This window comes from Hyalangium ruber, assembly GCF_034259325.1.
GTDB classification, from domain to species: Bacteria; Myxococcota; Myxococcia; order Myxococcales; family Myxococcaceae; genus Hyalangium_A; species Hyalangium_A rubrum.
The window spans coordinates 975,260-992,547 of record NZ_JAXIVS010000001.1; the positions used below are offsets into that span (position 1 = coordinate 975,260).

21 protein-coding genes are annotated in these 17,288 nt (G+C 67.8%); 4 read left to right on the top strand and 17 right to left on the bottom strand.

The window, feature by feature from the left end; genetic code table 11:
- The first annotated feature begins 115 nt into the window (after positions 1 to 115).
- Positions 116 to 2,041, top strand: coding sequence for an Ig-like domain-containing protein (locus SYV04_RS03950; protein ID WP_321544226.1), 1,926 nt, complete (start codon positions 116 to 118; stop codon positions 2,039 to 2,041).
- A gap of 40 nt (positions 2,042 to 2,081) precedes the next feature.
- Here the strand turns inward: SYV04_RS03950 and SYV04_RS03955 are convergent, their stop codons facing one another.
- Positions 2,082 to 2,867: a carboxypeptidase-like regulatory domain-containing protein gene (locus tag SYV04_RS03955; protein ID WP_321544227.1), complete on the bottom strand. Its 786-nt coding sequence runs from the start codon at positions 2,865 to 2,867 to the stop codon at positions 2,082 to 2,084.
- A gap of 146 nt (positions 2,868 to 3,013) precedes the next feature.
- Between SYV04_RS03955 and SYV04_RS03960 the strand changes: the two genes are divergently transcribed.
- The 3 genes from SYV04_RS03960 to SYV04_RS03970 all read left to right on the top strand — a co-directional run bounded on the left by SYV04_RS03960 (position 3,014) and on the right by SYV04_RS03970 (position 4,022).
- Entirely contained in the window at positions 3,014 to 3,241 is a 228-nt protein-coding gene (locus SYV04_RS03960; protein ID WP_321544225.1) for a hypothetical protein, read from the top strand.
- A gap of 216 nt (positions 3,242 to 3,457) precedes the next feature.
- Positions 3,458 to 3,685, top strand: coding sequence for a hypothetical protein (locus SYV04_RS03965; RefSeq protein ID WP_321544225.1), 228 nt, complete (start codon positions 3,458 to 3,460; stop codon positions 3,683 to 3,685).
- Between the two features lie 115 nt (positions 3,686 to 3,800).
- On the top strand, positions 3,801 to 4,022 hold the full coding sequence (locus SYV04_RS03970; protein ID WP_321544228.1) for a hypothetical protein: 222 nt from the start codon (positions 3,801 to 3,803) through the stop codon (positions 4,020 to 4,022).
- A gap of 222 nt (positions 4,023 to 4,244) precedes the next feature.
- Here SYV04_RS03970 and SYV04_RS03975 read toward each other — a convergent pair whose 3' ends face one another.
- From SYV04_RS03975 to SYV04_RS04050, 16 genes are all read right to left on the bottom strand, one after another.
- Complete coding sequence (locus SYV04_RS03975) at positions 4,245 to 4,625, bottom strand: hypothetical protein (RefSeq protein ID WP_321544229.1); 381 nt, start codon at positions 4,623 to 4,625, stop codon at positions 4,245 to 4,247.
- A gap of 128 nt (positions 4,626 to 4,753) precedes the next feature.
- The gene (locus SYV04_RS03980; RefSeq protein WP_321544230.1) at positions 4,754 to 5,326 is read right to left on the bottom strand and encodes a hypothetical protein; all 573 of its coding nucleotides are present in this window, start codon (positions 5,324 to 5,326) and stop codon (positions 4,754 to 4,756) included.
- Positions 5,327 to 5,426: 100 nt separating this feature from the next.
- Positions 5,427 to 5,903: a SycD/LcrH family type III secretion system chaperone gene (locus SYV04_RS03985; protein ID WP_321544231.1), complete on the bottom strand. Its 477-nt coding sequence runs from the start codon at positions 5,901 to 5,903 to the stop codon at positions 5,427 to 5,429.
- A gap of 4 nt (positions 5,904 to 5,907) precedes the next feature.
- A complete protein-coding gene (locus SYV04_RS03990) occupies positions 5,908 to 6,387 on the bottom strand; it encodes a hypothetical protein (protein ID WP_321544232.1) in 480 nt (159 codons plus the stop codon).
- A gap of 50 nt (positions 6,388 to 6,437) precedes the next feature.
- Positions 6,438 to 6,719 carry an EscU/YscU/HrcU family type III secretion system export apparatus switch protein gene (locus SYV04_RS03995; RefSeq protein WP_321544233.1) on the bottom strand — a complete coding sequence of 94 codons (282 nt, stop codon included), beginning with the start codon at positions 6,717 to 6,719 and terminating at the stop codon, positions 6,438 to 6,440.
- 31 nt (positions 6,720 to 6,750) lie between these two features.
- Entirely contained in the window at positions 6,751 to 7,815 is a 1,065-nt protein-coding gene (gene sctU / locus SYV04_RS04000) for a type III secretion system export apparatus subunit SctU (protein ID WP_321544234.1), read from the bottom strand.
- Positions 7,816 to 7,828: 13 nt separating this feature from the next.
- On the bottom strand, positions 7,829 to 8,647 hold the full coding sequence (locus tag SYV04_RS04005; protein ID WP_321544235.1) for a flagellar biosynthetic protein FliR: 819 nt from the start codon (positions 8,645 to 8,647) through the stop codon (positions 7,829 to 7,831).
- Entirely contained in the window at positions 8,644 to 8,910 is a 267-nt protein-coding gene (gene fliQ / locus SYV04_RS04010; RefSeq protein ID WP_321544236.1) for a flagellar biosynthesis protein FliQ, read from the bottom strand. Before fliQ ends, SYV04_RS04005 begins: the two co-directional genes overlap by 4 nt.
- A gap of 10 nt (positions 8,911 to 8,920) precedes the next feature.
- Positions 8,921 to 9,748, bottom strand: coding sequence for a type III secretion system export apparatus subunit SctR (sctR, locus tag SYV04_RS04015; protein WP_321544237.1), 828 nt, complete (start codon positions 9,746 to 9,748; stop codon positions 8,921 to 8,923).
- Positions 9,749 to 9,759: 11 nt separating this feature from the next.
- The gene (locus SYV04_RS04020; protein WP_321544238.1) at positions 9,760 to 10,389 is read right to left on the bottom strand and encodes a flagellar biosynthetic protein FliO; all 630 of its coding nucleotides are present in this window, start codon (positions 10,387 to 10,389) and stop codon (positions 9,760 to 9,762) included.
- Between the two features lie 94 nt (positions 10,390 to 10,483).
- Positions 10,484 to 11,839 carry a type III secretion system cytoplasmic ring protein SctQ gene (sctQ, locus tag SYV04_RS04025; RefSeq protein WP_321544239.1) on the bottom strand — a complete coding sequence of 452 codons (1,356 nt, stop codon included), beginning with the start codon at positions 11,837 to 11,839 and terminating at the stop codon, positions 10,484 to 10,486.
- The gene (locus SYV04_RS04030) at positions 11,836 to 12,780 is read right to left on the bottom strand and encodes a flagellar hook-length control protein FliK (protein ID WP_321544240.1); all 945 of its coding nucleotides are present in this window, start codon (positions 12,778 to 12,780) and stop codon (positions 11,836 to 11,838) included. The genes sctQ and SYV04_RS04030 overlap by 4 nt, the downstream gene beginning before the upstream one ends.
- 27 nt (positions 12,781 to 12,807) lie before the next feature.
- On the bottom strand, positions 12,808 to 13,296 hold the full coding sequence (locus SYV04_RS04035; protein WP_321544241.1) for a flagellar assembly protein FliH: 489 nt from the start codon (positions 13,294 to 13,296) through the stop codon (positions 12,808 to 12,810).
- 36 nt (positions 13,297 to 13,332) lie between these two features.
- Entirely contained in the window at positions 13,333 to 14,643 is a 1,311-nt protein-coding gene (gene sctN, locus SYV04_RS04040; RefSeq protein ID WP_321544242.1) for a type III secretion system ATPase SctN, read from the bottom strand.
- Positions 14,644 to 14,646: 3 nt separating this feature from the next.
- The gene (locus SYV04_RS04045; protein WP_321544243.1) at positions 14,647 to 15,321 is read right to left on the bottom strand and encodes a FliH/SctL family protein; all 675 of its coding nucleotides are present in this window, start codon (positions 15,319 to 15,321) and stop codon (positions 14,647 to 14,649) included.
- A gap of 24 nt (positions 15,322 to 15,345) precedes the next feature.
- Positions 15,346 to 17,265: a hypothetical protein gene (locus tag SYV04_RS04050; RefSeq protein WP_321544244.1), complete on the bottom strand. Its 1,920-nt coding sequence runs from the start codon at positions 17,263 to 17,265 to the stop codon at positions 15,346 to 15,348.
- Between the last annotated feature and the right edge of the window lie 23 nt (positions 17,266 to 17,288).

Sequence of the window (17,288 nt, forward strand, 5' to 3'; positions counted from 1 at the left end):
CCCTTCCGGCCTCGTGTGGCTCGCCCCCCCCGGCGATCCTCACGGGGCCGGTTGCTTTTTTCACGTCCCCCACTGTTCCATAGCGCGCGACTCCGCCCGCCTCGAGGAACCCTCCATGCGCCGCTTGCCCCTCCTCTTCCTGTGCGCCACCTGCGCCCTGATGCTCTCCACGGGCTGTGGAGGCGGGGATGATCCCGTCCCCGACTCGGGCACACCCTACGTGCCGCCCATCCCCGACGCGGGCACTCCGGACTCGGGCGTCCCGGACTCGGGGACGGTCGATCTCTTTCCTCCCTCCGTGAGCAGCCACACGCCCCCGAACAACGCCATCGCCGTGCCCCCCGAGAGCGTCATCACCGTGACGTTCAACGAGCCGATGCGGGCCGACCGAGGGACGCTGCAGATCTCCCCGGGCAACACCCTGATCCAGGTGCGCCCGGAGTTCTGGAACACCGCCCGGACCACGGTGACGTTCACCTTCGCTCAGGGCCTGCCGCTGAAGACGAAGCTGACCCTCAACGTGGTCGACTTCGCGGATGCGGCCGGCAATCCCCTGCCCGCCCCCTTCACCTTCACCTTTACGGTGAGCGACGGGCTGCCCCCGCGCGTCGCCGAGGCCGCTCCCATCGAGGGCGCCAGCCAGGTGCCCCTCAGCACCGCCCAGGTCTCCCTCACCTTCAACGAGCCCATGGACACCAGCGTGGGCACGCTCACTCCGGGCGGCGGCCTCACCCTGGGCACGCCCACCTGGAGCGCCGACAAGCAGACCCTCACGGCCCCTATCTCCGGGCTCGTCAACAACGGCGTCTACTCCGTGCGGCTCCAGGGCTTCCGCAACCTCATCGGCAAGGCCTTCGACGAGACCACCTACCTGGGAGACGGCAAGCTGGACTTCGGCACCGGCCCCGACGTCACCCCGCCCACGGTGGCCGAGACCAGCCCGGCGCCCGGTGAGCAGAACGTGCCCGCCGACAGCACCTCACTGATCTACGTCGCCTTCAGCGAGCCCATGAGCCCCGTTGGCACCGCGACCCTGGTGGACAACGGCAACACCCCTCTGGCTGCCACCTGGTCGTCGGATGGGTTCATCGCCACCTTCGACGTGCTGGATCGCCTGCGCCCGGGCGCCACCCTGCGCGTGCAGTTCGCCGGCTTCAAGGATCGGGCAGGCAACGCCTTCAACCCGAACGTCTACCTGACCAGCGGCGCCATCACCTTCGCCACGGCGACCGATCGCACCCGGCCCTACGTGGTGAGCTCCAACCCCGCCGAGGGCGCACAGGAGGTTTACGCCTTCGAGCTCTACGTCAAGCCCGGCAGCCCGCCGACGGTGGGCCAGCGCAAGGTCATCACCTTCCAGTTCAGCGAGCCGATGAACACCGCCTTCATGGATGGCACGCTGTATTCCACCGGGGATGGCACCATCCCGCCTCGCACCCTCACCGGCCAGTGGTCCACCAATCGCCGGACGCTGACCTTCACCCTCAACCCGCCGCCGACGGGCGGGCCTCCGCTGGAGCAGTTCCGCCAGTACAGCCTGGACCTCTCCACGCTCCGGGATCCTTCCGGCAACCTGCTCGACACGATGCACCCGGTGCTGCAGGACGGCCGGCTCGACTTCAAGACCCTGCCCAACGACGTGGACCTCAACCAGGCGTGCGAGGACGTGCTGCTGAAGACGAACCTCATCTCCGTCACCGCCACCAGCACCATCACCGGCGCGACGCCCCGCACGGACGTGCTCCGCGAGCGCTACTCGGTGACGCTGCCCGCCAGCGGCACGCAGTTCCAGGGCTTCACCAAGTTCATCCCCAGCACCCACGCCGAGTACTCGCTGTTCCTCAGCACGAGCGTGTTGACCACGATGACGGACGCGACGGGCGAGTCCGCCATCGTCCGGCAGGGCAACGCTCCGGACGCGTGCCCCAACCACATCCGCTACTACGTGGACTTCGCGGCCCGGAGCTACCCCGAGCTGCGCATGCGCTTCGGCCCCTCGGCGGAGTCCCAGTTCCAGCTCCTGCTCCTCGGGACGCTCTGACCGAGGCGCCAGCCCTGGCGGCAAGCGCCGCCGCCGGGGCTCACGGGCCCTTCAGCTCGAGATCCAGCTCGTGGATCGCCGCATCCGGGAACGGGGTGTTGAAGATCGCCGTCACCGAGTCCTGCAGCGTCTCGGTGTTGCGCAGGCGCAGCTGCATCGGCTTGGGCGTCTGGCCCGCGGGCGCCAGGCGCGCGGTGATGACGTAGCGGCCCAGTGCGATGTCCCGGACCGAGTCCGAGCCAGCCGGGGGCTTGGCCGTCACCGCCTGCCCCGTGCTGCCGTCGATCAACGGGCCATCGGGCGTGAACGTCAGCTCCACGTCCTGCCGCTCGAAGTACACCTCGTCCCCCGGCACCCGGTAGATGTTCACCGAGGCCCCGTAGAACCGATCCTGCTCGGCGCGAGGGCCCGTCAGCTTCCAGGTGAAGTTGCGCACCGCGCCTTCCGTGCCCGCGAACGCGTTGGGGTTCTCGGGGGCCAGGTCGATCTTGTAGGTGCGGCCCTGGAACGGGCGCTCCATCTGGATGGAGACCTTCCAGCTCCCGTTGGGCACCTCGACCCGGTAGCGCCCGTCCTGCCCCGTCGTCCCGAAGACGTATGAGGCGAGGAAGACCGTGTTCTCCACCACGACCTTGAGGTTCTGCAGGGGCTTGCCCTGGGTGTCGACGACCAGCCCCTTCACCACCCCGCCCTCCAAGCCCCCGGAGCCCCCTCCTCCCCCCGGGTTGTCCGAGCCCCCGTCCGGGACGGACGAGCCATTGCCAGAGCAGGCCACCAGGGCCGCGGCGAGCCAGAACGTCCATACCCCTCTCAAGAATGTGCGCATAACACCTACCTTGGTTGGAAGCATCGAAGGTTCACCCTGAGAGAAAATCCCCGAAAAAATGATCGGAGGAAACTCCTCAGGGGGTCCGTCCCATAATCCATTTGTAAGGGTTGCTGCTCCACCCACTTCTCCAAAAGGAATCCGCCATGTCCATCACCAACAACGCCAACAACGCCATCCGCGACGCCAAGAGCCCCTCGACCCAGCTCACCTCCATCGAGCAGGACACCCTGGCCGGCCTCACCGGTGACGACTACAAGCGCGCCTACGCCCAGCTCATGCTCCAGAAGCAGCAGGAGACCGTCTCCTTCGTCTCCAACGTCATGAAGAAGCGCAACGAGATGATCATGGCCACCGTGGGTAACCTCCGCTAAGCCTTCCGCTTCTCTCGCTGTCCCTTCCGGCCTCGTGTGGCTCGCCCCCCCCGGCGATCCTCACGGGGCCGGTCGCTTTTGGGCCCCCGGCTTGATCCGGGACCGGAACTTCACGGAAAATGAAATTGGAAATCCGGAAGAAACTCTCAGTCCGGCTTCCCGATAATCAGTTTGTAGGCAGTACCCCACCCCAATCAGCCTTCTGGAGTTACCGCCATGTCGATCACCAACAACGCCAACAACGCCATCCGCGACGCCAAGAGCCCCTCGACCCAGCTCACCTCCATCGAGCAGGACACCCTGGCTGGCCTCACCGGTGACGACTACAAGCGCGCCTACGCCCAGCTCATGCTCCAGAAGCAGCAGGAGACCGTCTCCTTCGTCTCCAACGTCATGAAGAAGCGCAACGAGATGATCATGGCCACCGTGGGTAACCTCCGCTAACGGTCGCTGAAGTCCCGAAGCAGTCCCAGCCGGCCGCGCATCCCGGTTGCCCTCGAGGCAACCGGTGGCGTGGCCGGTTTCGTATGCGGGTCTTCGCATTCCCTGGGAAGAAACCATGGACATCTCCAAAGTCTCCGACGCAGCCATGCTCGCCGCGCTGCGGTCCAGCACCGGCCTGAGCCAGGTCGAGCAGGACACGCTGTCCGGCCTCACCGGCGACGACTACAAGCGCGCCTACGCTCAGCTCATGCTTCAGAAGCAGTCCGAGACCGTCTCCTTCTGCAGCAACGTGCTGAAGAACGGCTCGAAGATGACGTCGATCAACAACCTGCGCTAACCGCTGCGCGCCTTACCGCGGTTCCTCCGGCCTCACGCCAGGCGGCCCCCTTCGGGCCCCGGGTGTGGGGCCGGTTGCTTTTCGGCCTCGCAGACGCCCGCTGGGCAAAAAAGAATCGGCCGCTCGGTCCAGGTGCGGGAAGAGCACCGAGGAACCGAACGGCCGAGGGGTATGCCCGCGGAGCCCTCGAGAGGGCCCCGCTTCATGAACGCTCTGGAGGAATTACTCCCAGCGGTCCGACAGAAGCTCCTTCATGCGGCGCTTCATCTTGCCCACGAACGCGTCATCGCGGAGCTTGTTCGAGAACTCGTAGCCGTACTTCTTGGAGGAGACCTCCTTGAACTTGTCGCCGATCTCCTGCTCGGAGGCGTTCGGGTTCTCCGCCAGCCACTTCTCCATGTCCTTCTTGATCTCGTCGCGCATGTGCGTCGCGCGGCCCTCGCCCAGGCCCTTCTTGCGAGACTCGAAGAACTTGTTGATCTCGCCGGCGACCGCATCCTTCGACATCGGAGCGGCCGGCTGATCGGCGCTCGCCTGCGCGGAGGAAGAGGCAGGGGCGGCCGGCGGAGTCGGAGAGGTGTAGCCCGAGATAGTGTTTCCCATGGAAGTCTCCCTTTGAAAGTCGAAGGTCTTACTGAGTTATCGGGACCGCGCCGGAAAAGTTGCGCACCTGCGATCAGGGAGTGCTCCGAGGTGCGCGGAGCCCTCCCCAACGCTGACGCGCGGCGTCATCAGCCCTTGAGCTTGCCGAGGCTGGGGTTCTTCATCCAGTTCTTGAAGGACTCGATCTCCTTCTGCTCGGTCTTCGGATCCAGAGGCTGGTTCGAGGGCGGCGCGTCCGGGTTGCCCAGGGACATGGCCTTGGAACCCTTGCCCGACTCGAAGCCATCCTGGGGACCCTTGGCGCGGGGCGCCGAGGCCGGAGCCGACGCAGTGGCGGCGGGAGCCGGAGCCGCGGCCTGCTGCTCCGCGGGCGCAAAGCCGCGCGTGGACAGGTAGGCGCTCATCCACTCCAGGGCCTCCATGAGGACGTCGGGCGTGGGGCCGGCGGCGGCGTCCTTGGAGTAACGGAGGAAGGCCTCCTTCACGTCGTTGTAGAGCTGAACGTCGATCTGCGCGCCCTGCTTGGTGTTGCTCAACAGCGCGGCCGTCTTGCGCAGCACCTGCTGGAGCGAGCCAGTGGAGGTCTTGGCGATCTTCTCCATCTCGGCGGCGATCTTCTCGCGCTTCTCGAGCAGCTCGGGCGGAGCCTCGGGGGGAGCCATAGACGGATCAACGATCGGCTTCTTCTGCTCACTCGACATGAAATCCATCCTCCGTGTAGGGGAGCAGGCAGCCTAGCAGAAAGACCCTTCCACCCGGAAAGATCCACCTAGACGTGCCCTTCCGTGCGGTCCGCCCGCCTCAGCGGCGCGAGAGCGCGGAGATCATCGCGTTGGCCTTGCGCGTCACGGGGTCATCCTCGGGCGCCAGCGTGGCGGCGCGGCGCAGGTCGTCCATGGCCTGCGTCTTCTGTCCCATACTGAGCTTTACCTCGGCGCGGCCCACGTAGGCCTGGCCGTCGTTGGGAGCCAGCTTGATGGCCACGTCATAGGCGGCCAGCGCGCCCTGGCCGTTTCCGGCGGCCAGTTCCACCACGCCCAGCGCCTTGGCGAAGTAGGCGTCCGTGGGGTTCACCGCGTAGAGCCCCTGGAAGAGCGTGCGGGCCTCGTTCACCCGGCCCTGGTAGAAGAAGAAGTAGGCCGTCTTGGCGATGGCGTAGAGCTCTTCGTCCGAGTAGCCGCGCACCTCGCGCAGGGTGGCCTTGCCATCGGCCCACTTCTGCAGCGCCGCGACGAGCTTGGCCTCTTCCTGGGGGCTGTTGGGATCCGGTGCGGCCATGGCGTTAGAAGCCCTCGTCCTTCTGTTCCTCGTGCATGCGGCGGCGGATCTCCTGCACCTCGGAGTGGACGTGGCCCACCAGCGCCAGCATCTGCGCCTCGCGCTGCAGCAGCGCCTTGAGCCGGTCCATGCGGTCCGGCGGCGCGTTGATGCGCGCCAGCCCGCGCTCCAGCAGCCGGCGCTGGTCGTTCTCGCCGCGCTCGGCCACCGACTCCAGGTGGGGCCGGTCCGAGAAGCCCTCGAGCGGGGCGTCGTTGTTGCGCGGGTTGGGCGGCGAGGGCAGCCGCATCTCCTCCGAGGAGTGCGCCGGCCCGATGAAGTCCAGCAGCGCCGCCGAGGCCAGGGCCGGGTTCTTCGGGTTGCCGGCCTTGCCCGCCTTCTTGCGGTTGAGCTGCGAGGGGTCGACGAGCTTCTCGCGAACGCTGCGCGGACCACCCCACGGCCAGAGGGGCGCTTTCGGGGGCTGATTATTGATATTCGCCATGGTGCTGACCCAACCTCACTCCAGAAGGGGTTCGTCCGTCCAGCCCTCTCCTACCGCCGGCCGCCTGCCTGCTGCTCCTGCTGCAAGGCGTAGACGAAGTTGAGGACCTCGGCCACCGCGTCGTACAGCTCCTCCGGCACCTCGTTGCCCACGTCGATGCGGTAGAGGGCGTTGGCCAGGGCGACGTTCTTCATGACCGGGATGTTGTACTGCTTGGCGATCTCCCGGATCTTCTCCGCCTTCAGGCGCAGGCCCTTGGCCACCACGCGCGGCGCGGAGTCCTTCTCCTTGTCGTACTTCAGCGCGATGGCGATCTCGGTCTCGTCGTTCATGGCCGCCTCCCATGATAGCCCCTGAGGGGTTTCACGCGCGAGCCGGGGCCCCGCCGCCCTTCAACCCGTAGACGAAGTTGAGGACCTCGGCCACCGCGTCGTACAGCTCCTCGGGGATGTCCTGCCCCACGTCCACCCGGAGAAGCGCGTGCGCCAGCGGCACGTTGCGCAAGAGCGGCACGTCCGCGCTCCGGGCGAGTTCCTTGATCTTCTCGGCCTTGAAGTCGAGCCCCTTGGCCAGCACCCGGGGGGCGGCGTCCTTCTCCCGGTCGTACTTGAGCGCCACGGCGACGTGGTCGGGGTTGGTGACGATCACGTCGGCGCTCTTGACGGACTCCATCTGAGCGCCCTCCATGATCTCCTGGTGCATCTGCTTGCGGTGGGCCTTGTGGTGCGGGTCGCCTTCGCTCTCCTTGTATTCCTTCTTCACGTCGTCCTTCGACATCATCATGTCCTTCATGTAGGACTTGCGCTGCCACCAGACGTCGAAGATGCCGAAGAGGATGAAGACGAGGCCCACCCGGGCGGCCACGCGGTACACCAGCTCGCCCATGACGGCCATGATGCCGACCACGTCCTGATTCACCGTCTGCACCACCATGCCCATGGCGTCGCGCACCACACCGTAGACGACGTAGGCGGCGATGCAGATCTTCGTGAGATTCTTGATCAGCTCGACCACGGCCTTCTTGGAGAACATGTTCTTCAAGCCGCCGATGGGGTTGAGCTTGTCGAACTTGGGCATCAGCGGGTCCATGGTGAAGAGCGCCCCCACCTGGAGGAACTCCACCAACCCGCCGATGATGGCGCCGCTCAAGGCCACCGGAATGGTGAGCAGCACCACGGTGCGCACCGACATCTCCATGAGCTGATACGTGGCCACATCGAGCATCTCGGGCTTGCCGATGTGATCGAAGGTGAAGCGGAAGAGCGTCTTCACCTCCTCCTCGATCATGTCCCAGGTGCTCTTGAGGGCGCCCAGGCCGACGAGGAAGACGAACACGGCCGTCAGGTCCTTGCTCTTCCAGACCTGACCCTTCTTGCGTGAGTCGTCGAGCTTCTTTTGTGTGGGTTCTTCTGTCTTTTCGTCGGACATGACGAACCCCGCCTCAGGTGAGGATTCTCAGCGCCTGCTTGAGGGACGCGAGCATGGAGACGAACTCTCTCTGAAAGCGCCCCATGAGCAGCGGCAGGGCGATGGCGGCGACGATCACGCCCACCAGCGGCTTGATGGCCATGGAGATGAAGAAGACCTGGATCTGCGGGGCCACGCGGTTGATGGCGCCCAGCGCCAGGTCCGTGAGGAAGGTGGCCAGCATGATGGGGGCCGCCAGCGCGAGGCTGATCGCCAGCAGGTCCGCGAAGACGCGGATCATCAGGTCGAAGAACGGCCAGACGCCGCCGCTGAACTGGGGGAACTTGTCCAGGGGGATGGCGACGAGGCTGTCGGCCAGCGCCTCGATGACGATGTGGTGCCCGTTGAGCGTGAGGAAGAGCACCACGGCCAGTTGCACCTTGAGGCTGGAGAGGAGCGACACCTGCTGGCCGAGCTGGGGCACGTAGAGCTGGGCGTTGTTGCTGCCGGCCATGGTGTCGGCCAGGGTGCCGGCCACACGTGCGGCGTCGAAGACGACGTTGACGATGAAGGCCAACGTCACCCCGATGAAGATCTCCTTCAGCAGCAGAGCGATGTAGGGCAGCGCCGTGGTGGGCAGCGCGCCCATGGTGCCGGACACCGCGGGGAACATCACGATGGCCAGGGTGATGCCCACGCCCATCTTCACCTCGGTGGGCACCACCTCGCCGCCGAGGAACGGGGAGAAGATCAGCACCGGCATCACCCGGCACATGAGCAAGCCCACCGTGAAGATGACGAGCGAGAGATTGGTCTCCGCTCGTAGCTGTGAGAGGACGTCCGAGACGTTCATCGCGCGATGAGGGCCGGGAACTGGTCGAAGACGTGGAAGGTGAAACGCACGAGCTGGTGGCCGATCCACGGCCCCGTCATGGCGAGCACCATGAACACCACGATGACCTTGGGAGCAAAGGTGAGCGTCTGCTCCTGGATCTGCGTGGTGGCCTGGAAGAGCGCGATGATGAAGCCCACCAGGAGGCTGATGATGACGGGCGGCGCCGAGGCGACGAGCACCAAGTAGAGCGCCTGCTGGGTGATGACGGACAGTTGGTGCATGGCGCGTCTCCTACAGGTAGCCGATGACCAGGCCCTTGGCGATGAGGTACCAGCCATCGACGAGGACGAAGAGCAAGAGCTTGAAAGGCATGGAGATGGTGGTCGGTGACAGCATGTGCATGCCGAGCGCCAGGAGGATGTTGGCCACCACCATGTCGATGACGATGAAGGGCACGAAGAGCAGGAAGCCGATCTGGAAGGCCTCCTTCAATTCGGACACCACGAAGGCGGGGATGATGATCATGAAATCCTTGTCCCCGATGCTCTCGCGGTCCTCCGCCTTGCGCATCTTCTTCGCCAGGTGGAAGAAGAGCGCGCGGTCCTTGTCCTTCACCTTGCGGATGAGGAAGTCGCGCAGCGGCTCCTTGGAGCGGTTGGCCGCTTCCAACATGGTGCCCACTGTCTCCGAGGAGAGGAGACTGGGTCCCTTGGCCCAGATGTCCACCGCCGCGGCCCGGTACATCTCCTGCCCCACGGGGGCCATGATGTAGACGGTGAGGATGATGGCCAGGCCCGTAATCACCTGGGTGGGCGGGATCTGCTGGGTGCCCAGCGCCGAGCGGACAATGGAGAGCACCACCGAGATCTTCACGAAGCTCGTCACCATCATCAACATGAACGGCACGAGCGACAGAGCCGCCAGCGCCAGGATGAGGATGAGCGGCCGCGAGGCGAACGACTCGTTCGTCGCGGAGTTGATGACTTCTTCGGGAACGGCGTCAGGCCCCCCACCCTTGCGGCGCTGGGCGAGGGCGACCGCCGGCTGAAGCGCGATCGCGGCGGCGAAGAGCCAGGGGGTGATTCGGGAGAGGGTCGAACGAGCGGACGAGAGAGTCACGGGAGCGATCTTCAGGACTGAGGAGGCTGGGAGCCGGTCCGGCGGGAGAGGAGCTTCTGGAGAAAAGGGCTCAGGGGGACGACGTTGGCCCGGGGGCTCTCGGCGCGGATGCGCTCGACGGCCTGGGTATCGAGCTTCGACAGGAGCTGCAGACCGCCCTCACCGCCACCCACCAGCAGGTACTCGTCCGCGGCCTTCAACACGAAAAGGGTGCGACGCTGGTCCAGCGGGACGCGCTCCAGCACCGTCACCACCGACTGGCGCCCGGCTCCCACGTTCTGCAGCCCCATCAGCCGGCGCAGGCCCACGTTGAGCGTCAGGTAGATGGAGGCAATCACCGCCCCCAGCAGGAACAGCGTGCGCGCCAGCGTCCAGCCCAGCCCCTCCGGCTCTTCGGCGGTCGCCGAGGGTGCGAACGGGTCGGGCAGCTCCTTCTCGGTCTGCGCGGGCGCTGCGACAGGTGCCGGTGCCTCGGAAGCTGGCGTGGCCGGAGCCGGTGCGGCGACGGGGGCCGGAGCGGGAATGGGAGCCGCCGCGGCAGGCTGCGCGGGGGCCTGCGCCCCAGCGAACGTGGGCGCGAGCAGCAGCAGGGCGCTGGCCAGGAGGGCCGGACGTGATTGGGAGACGAGGAAAACCGCCATGACTGGGAGCGAGGCTAGTCCATTCCACCGCGAGACCGCCATGGCTCCACGCCAGTTCCGGGGAGCCCCCCTGCCTGCCCTCCAACCTGCGCGGCTAGCCGGCGAGGGAGATCACCCGGACGCCCAGCTGACCTTCCACCTCCACCAGCTCACCCCGGGCCACCACCTTGCCGTTGACCGACAGCTCCACCGGCTCGCCCGCGGAGCGGTGCAGCTCGATGACCTGGCCTACCTTCAGCGCCACCACCTCGTCGGCGGTGACAGGCACCCGCGCGAGCTCCACGGCGATCTGCAGCGGGATGTCGGCCAGTAGCTCGCCACCCTCTGGCTTGTTCGCGTCGTCCAAGGCATCCCCTTCCGACTCCGGAGGTACCTCGTTCTCCGGGTTGGTGAAAGCTTCTTCCTCTTCGGCGCGCGAGGCGCCGGGCTCGCCCTCGCCGGGCGTCGGGGGGATGACCCGCTGGAAGGCCGGCTCCCCGATGATGATGTTCTTGACGCGCGCCTTGTACCGGCCGTCCTCGACGAAGACCTCGGCCTCCACCCGGGAGTTGCCGCTGCCCACGCGCAGCGTGGCCGTGCCCTTCTCTCCGCGGTCCGGGCGCGCCGTGAGCGCGTCCATCAGCACCACGTCCTTCACGCGGATGTAGGCCAGGTCGCTGCTGGCGACCTCCGCCTGGCCGATCTCCGCGCGCAGCCACGTGCGCACCGTGGACAGCATCTTCAGGTTGGCCTTGATGTCCGAGCGCAGCCGGATGCGCCGCTCGGGGAGCTTGCGCCCCTCGTCCGCCGCGCTCACCACCGAGCCAGGAATCACCAGGCGCACCATGCCCGTATAGGGGCCGATGGTGGCATTGAGGTGGACGGCGATGACCAGCTCGTCCTCGCCCAGCTTGGCGGCCACCTCGTCCAGGCCACGCGCCACCGACTCCAGGCGCAGGCGGGGCACGTTGGGCTCCAGCCCTGGGGTGAGCGCCTTGAGCGCCTCGAGGATGACGAAGCTCATCACCCCTTCCTCGATGTCCGTGAGCGGCCGCAGCCCCACCGTCTCGCCGGCCCCGCCCAGCAGCATGTCCACCACGTTGTGGGCCAGCGCCAGCTCCACCTCCATGATGACCCGGCTCTTGTGCGCGCCGGGCGCCAGCACGGTCAGGAAGGAGCTCTCGCCCAGGTGGCGGCGCAGCTCCGTGGCGGGACGGATCTGCACCGAGACGAGCGAGAAGCGCGGCTCGGCGTCGAAGAGCGCCTTGAGCCGGGAGTACAGCGTCTCCACGGAGCTGGGCAGCGGCAGCAGCCGCTGCGCCCGGGCGGACAGCCCGCTCTGCGTGCGGTCCACCCGCTCCAGGTTCTGGAACCGGAACGGCTTCCAGGCCGGAGCCGGGCGAATCTGGCGGAGGTCCACCACCATCGTCCGCTCGTAGGTTCCGGGTTCGTCATCCCGGCTCAAGCTCATGCGCGGGCCTCGAAGCGCAGCGTCTCGAGCTTCAGGCCGCGGCTGGTCAGCGCGCTCTTGAGCCCTTCGCTCTGCTCCTCGATCATCTTCAGCACGTCGCGGTCACTGCCGCTGAAGACGGCGGAGATCTTCCCGTTCTTCGCCGACAGCTTGATCGACAGGCCCTTGAGCACGTCGCTGCGCAGATCGATCTGGAACTCGGCGGCGCCCGCGCCGTTGGTGCCCACGCGCACCCGCTCGACGATCTTCTGGGCGATCTCGTTGGCGATGGCGCGCAGCCGGTCCGAGCCCGCGTTGGGCTTGGGCTTGGCCACGGGCACCGGCGCCATCAGCGCCGGGTTGAAGCGGAAGCCCGCCGCCGCGGCCGCCTCACCGCCCTGCTTGTTGTCCTTGTTGCCGCCGCCCTGGCCGCCGCCCGAGTCCGCGTCCGTCTTGAGCTCGCCCTTGGAGCGCCCGGAGGAGGCCTTGGCCGACGCGTTGCGCTCGCTGGAGGCCTCGCCATCGGCCTTGGAGTCCGAGTCGCGCGACTCGGCGCGGGTCTCGGTGACGTGCTGGTCGTCCTTGCGGCTGACCGCCACCTGGCCGCCCTGGGCCGAGTCGGTCTGCCGGCCCTGCGTCATCCGCTCCGCCTCGCCGGACTGTCCCGCCTGCACGCGCTCGTCGAAGGACTTCGCCTCCTGGCGCTGGGTGGACTGCTTCGTGGCGGCGCCTTCCTTCGCGCCCGACTCCTTGAGCGCCCGCGCGAGCACCGACTGCGCCAGGTTCTGCTTGGTGTCCTGCTTCTGCGTCTGGGCCTTCTGCTCCTGGGGCTGCTGCATCAGCTTGGAGAAGGCCGCCTCGCCCTCCTTGCGCTGCTTGCCCTTGGCCTCGGCCAGCTGCTTCTCCTGGACGAGGCGCTGGGTGGCCCGTTCTGCCTGGCGATCGTCTTCGACTCGGCTCATCGCGTATCCCTGCGGAAGAAGGAGAGGTTACTTGCGCTGGCGCGCCTGGAACAAGGCGCTTCCAATCTCTTCCTGGTTCAGTTCCTCGCGCTGCTGGCGCTCGTGCTTGACCTGCTTCTGCCAGGTCTCCTTGTGCTTCTCGATGGCCTTGAGCTCCTTGGCAGCCTCCGCCATCAGCTCGCGCTTGCGCTCCACGGTGCGCTCGGCCACCTTCACCACTTCCTTCTGGCGCTCGATGTCGAGGGCCACCTGCGCCTCCTCATCCTTCAGGCGCTGCTCGAAGCGGCTCATCATGTTCATGCCGTTGATGCCGGCGCCCTTGGCCATCACCTCGTTGAGGTAGGCCATGACCTTCTGCTTGCGCTCGGCCTTGCGGCGCTCCAGATCCTCCTCCAGGCGCTTCTGCTCCGCCTTCTCGCGCTCGAGGGCCTTGAGCGCCTCGGAGAAGGCCTGCTCCGCCTCCTCCTTGGCGCGGGCGCGCATCTCCATGAGGGTCTGTAACCGGTACGGGGGCATGGGGAGCCCATTCTAACCCGGAAAACCCCGCGAGCGTCAGTCCTCGAAAAGGGTGATGAGACGGTTGACTGTCTCCTCGAAGGTCGAGTTCGAGTGGGTGTCCTGCTTGAGGTAGTCGATGATGGCGTCGTACTTGTCGATGGCGTAGTCCGTCCGGGGATCGGTGCCGATCTGGTAGGCGCCCAGCAGGATGAGATCCCGCTGTTTCTCGTAGGTTGCGAGCGTCTCGCGCAGCTTGCCTGCCGCCTTCTTGTGGTCCTTCGAGACGATGCCGCTCATCACACGGGAGAGGCTGGCCAGCACGTCCATGGCGGGCCACTGGTTGCGCTCGCCCAGGGCACGGTTGAGGATGAAGTGGCCGTCGAGAATACCTCGGACTTCGTCGGCGATGGGCTCCTCCATGTCACCGCCGGCCACGAGGCAGGTGTAGATGGCGGTACACTTGCCCTTGTCCGAGTTGCCGGTGCGCTCGAGGATGCGCGGCAGCATGGAGAACACGCTGGGCGGGTAGCCCTGGCGGGCCGGGGGCTCACCGACGGCGAGGCCGATTTCACGCTGGGCGCGGGCCAGACGCGTCACGGTGTCCAGCATGAACATCACGTTGCCGCCGCGCTCGCGGAAGTACTCGGCGATGGCGGTGGCCACGTAGGCGGCGCGCAGACGCACGAGGCTCGGCTGGTCGGAGGTGGCGCACACCAGCACGGAGCGCTTGAGGCCCTCCTCGCCCAGCGCGTCCTCGATGAACTCGCGCACCTCGCGGCCACGCTCGCCGATCAGGGCGATGACGTTCATCTCCGCCTTGGTGTTTCGGGCGATCTGCCCCATCAGCGTGGACTTGCCGACGCCGGAGCCGGCGAAGAGGCCAATGCGCTGCCCCTCGCCCACCGTGAGCAGCCCGTCGATGCAGCGCACGCCCAGGGGCAGCGGGTGCTCGATGCGCATGCGGGTGAACGGGTCCGGACAGTCGCGGTCCACGGACCAGTCCAGGAGCCCTTCCGGCAGCGGCTTGCCGTCGATGGGCTCGCCCGTGCCACCCAGCACGCGGCCCAGCAGCCCTTCGCCGCACTTGATGGTCAGCGGCTTGCCGGTGGGAATCACCTCGCTGTCCGGGCCGATGCCGTACAGCTCGCCCAGGGGCATGAGCATCACCTCATCGCCCTGGAAGCCCACCACCTCCGCCTTCACCGCGCCACGCACGCGGCTCTTGATGAGCACCACCTCGCCCACGCGCACGTTGGGCACGCTGGCCTTGATGACCAGGCCCGTGAGCTCGGTGACGCGCCCACGCACGCGCACCAGCGAGGCGTCCTTCAGCAACTGGTAGTAGCGCTGGAGATCGATCGCCATGGCCTACGCCGGTCCTTCCCGCTTGCCTGGGTCGGGCAGCAGGACGTTCTGCAGCATCTCGAACTGGGTGGGCAGCTGCGCGTCCACGGTGCCGAACTCCGTCTGGACGATGCAGCCCACCGGCGCCACGTCCTGATCCTCGCGGATGGCCAGGTCCACCGCCCGGCCGATGAGCTCCATCAGCTCCGGCTTGCGGGCACGCAGCACCTGCGCCGTCTTGGGATGTACGCGCAGCACCATGGCGCGCGCGTTGCGAAGTTGCTCGATGGCGGTGGCGCACATGTCCACCATCAGCTCCGGCTGGCGCTCCAGGTCCCGGCCGATGATCTTCTCGGCGATCTTGCAGGACAGGGCGATGACGTCCTTCTCTTGGGAGGCCAGCATCTCGCCGGCCTGCATCTTGGCACGCAGGAGGATCTCCGTGGACTGGGCGAGGCCTTCCTGGCGGCCCTGCTCACGCGCCTTGGCCAGCACGTCCTCGCGCTCCCGCTGGGCCTCGGCGAGGATGCGCTCCTTCTCGCGGTGGGCCTCCTCGATGATGCCCTGGGCGGACTGGCGCGCATCGAAGATCTCGGCGTTCATCACGCCGGCGCGCGCTGGACGCGGACCGGGCCGCTCCGAAGTCACGGCGGCAGGCTCCGCCGACCCGTCGCCCTTGATCACCTTGCCGATCGCCATGGACTGCTCCTTGTCGCCCGGATGCTAACGCGTTCCGCCGCGAGGTCCACGCCCCGAGTTACCAGAAGGCGGGTTCCGGGGCCGACGCCCGACGCTCGTCCCCTCCCCCTTCGAGGGAATGGCCTGCAAGGAGGACGACGAGGGCCGGGCCGTCAGCACGCGCGGCGGGCGCTCAGGCTCTTCCCCCGCGAGTTCGGGACGTACGCCCGTCCCACGGCTCCGAGCACCTGGCGAGGAGATGACCCGGGAGGCTTCCGGATCCTGGGCGCCACCGGAGCGCTCGACCGGGCGAGGAGACACTCGCTCGGAGGCACCGCCCGCCCGGGAACCGACCTCGGGCGGAGGCCGCCGGGAGGAGCCAGCCCGGGAGGCCTCTCCCACTTCGGAAGGTGGGGGCCGGCTGGTCCGCGAGCCCTCCCCTACTTCGGGCGGTGGGGGCCGGCTGGTCCGAGAGCCCTCCCCTACTTCGGGCGGGAGGGGCCGCTGGGTCCGCGAGCCCTCACGCACCGGAGGAGGACCGACGCGAGCACCCGCCGGATCCGCCATCGCGCCCCGGCGGGAGGTTCCTGGCTCCGGCGGGACTCCCACGCGGGGCTGCCGGCGCGAGCCTTCGGGGGAGCCCTCCCCCAGCGGCTCCGCGTTCTCCCGAGGATCCCGGAAGGAGAGCGCTCCGGCACGGCGGGCCGCGCGCTCGGCCATGGGATCGCGGCGCACGCCGCCCTCGGCCTGACTGGAGGCGCTCGCGACGCCCGCGCGACGCGCCTCACGCTCAGCCATGATGTCGCGCCGAGGCGCGGGAGGAGGCGGGACGCTCGGACGCGCCTCGCGCCCGGAGGTCCGGGACGGTGGAGCGGAGTCCCGAGCCGAGGGGGCCTGCTCACGATTCGAGGGAGCCTGCTCACGAACCGAGGGCGCGGGTTCCCGGCCCGAAGAAGGCGGAGCAGGCTGGGCGCCACTGCTCCGCACCGGAGGCGGGTTGAGGGCCGGGCGCGCCGGGGTGAGCCGCACCGGGCGCTCGATGAGACCTCGTACCGCCAGCCGCTCCAGGTCCGCGACGATGTCCGAGCGTCCGCCATCGTTCGCACGCGAGGAGGGCTTGGTGCGCTCGTCCCGCACCCATTTGGCCAGCAGCGAGCCGAACTCTCCACGGTGCCGCTCGACCATGCGCGCGGCGAACTCCGCCGACTGCGCCACGCACGCGCGGGCCAGGCGCTGCACTCCCGCGCTGCGGATGGCGCTCGAGAGGTTCTTCAGGCCGTCGTGTACCTCGAGCTGCGCCTTGGCCTCCTCCTCGGGAAGCTTGCGCGGAGCGTTGGCCGCCACCGACTTGGAGGCCAGCAGCTTCATGTCCGGAGGGAGCTGCGCGATGAGCGGCTCGCGCTGCGTGTCCGCGAGCCCCGCCAGCGCCGGCCCCAGCACTCGCGCGCCGAGCCGATCGCACACGGTGAACATCTCTCGCGGCTGCAGCATCAGCACGTCGCTGAACTTGAAGCTCACCTGGCCACCGGCGCTGCGCGCCAGCCGCTCCTCGAGCTTCCAGCGGACGATGTCCAGCACCTGCGGCCGCACCTCGCGCGTCAGCTTCACCGGCTTCTGCGGCATGTGGGCGCGCACGGCCTCGGCCAGCACCGAGGGCAACGCGCGCAGCACCACTTCCACCAGCGCCCCACGCTCCTTCTGCAGGAGCGCCGCGAGCTTCTCCGGCTCGGCGCTCCAGAGCTGCCCGCGCCGATCCTTCACCAGCCGCTTGATCTCCTGCACCAGCAGGGGAATGCGCTTCTCGCGCGGGATCTGCATGATCCCCTGCGCGCGGTGCTGCAGCAGCTCGGCCTCTTCAGGCGCCAGCTGCTCCAGCGCGGCCACGCCCTCCTGACCGCCGAAGGTGATGGCGGTCAGCAGCAGCATCGTCTGCCGCTTGTTGAGCGAGGTGAGTAGTTGATCCAACGCGCACCTCGCGGGCCTCAGGG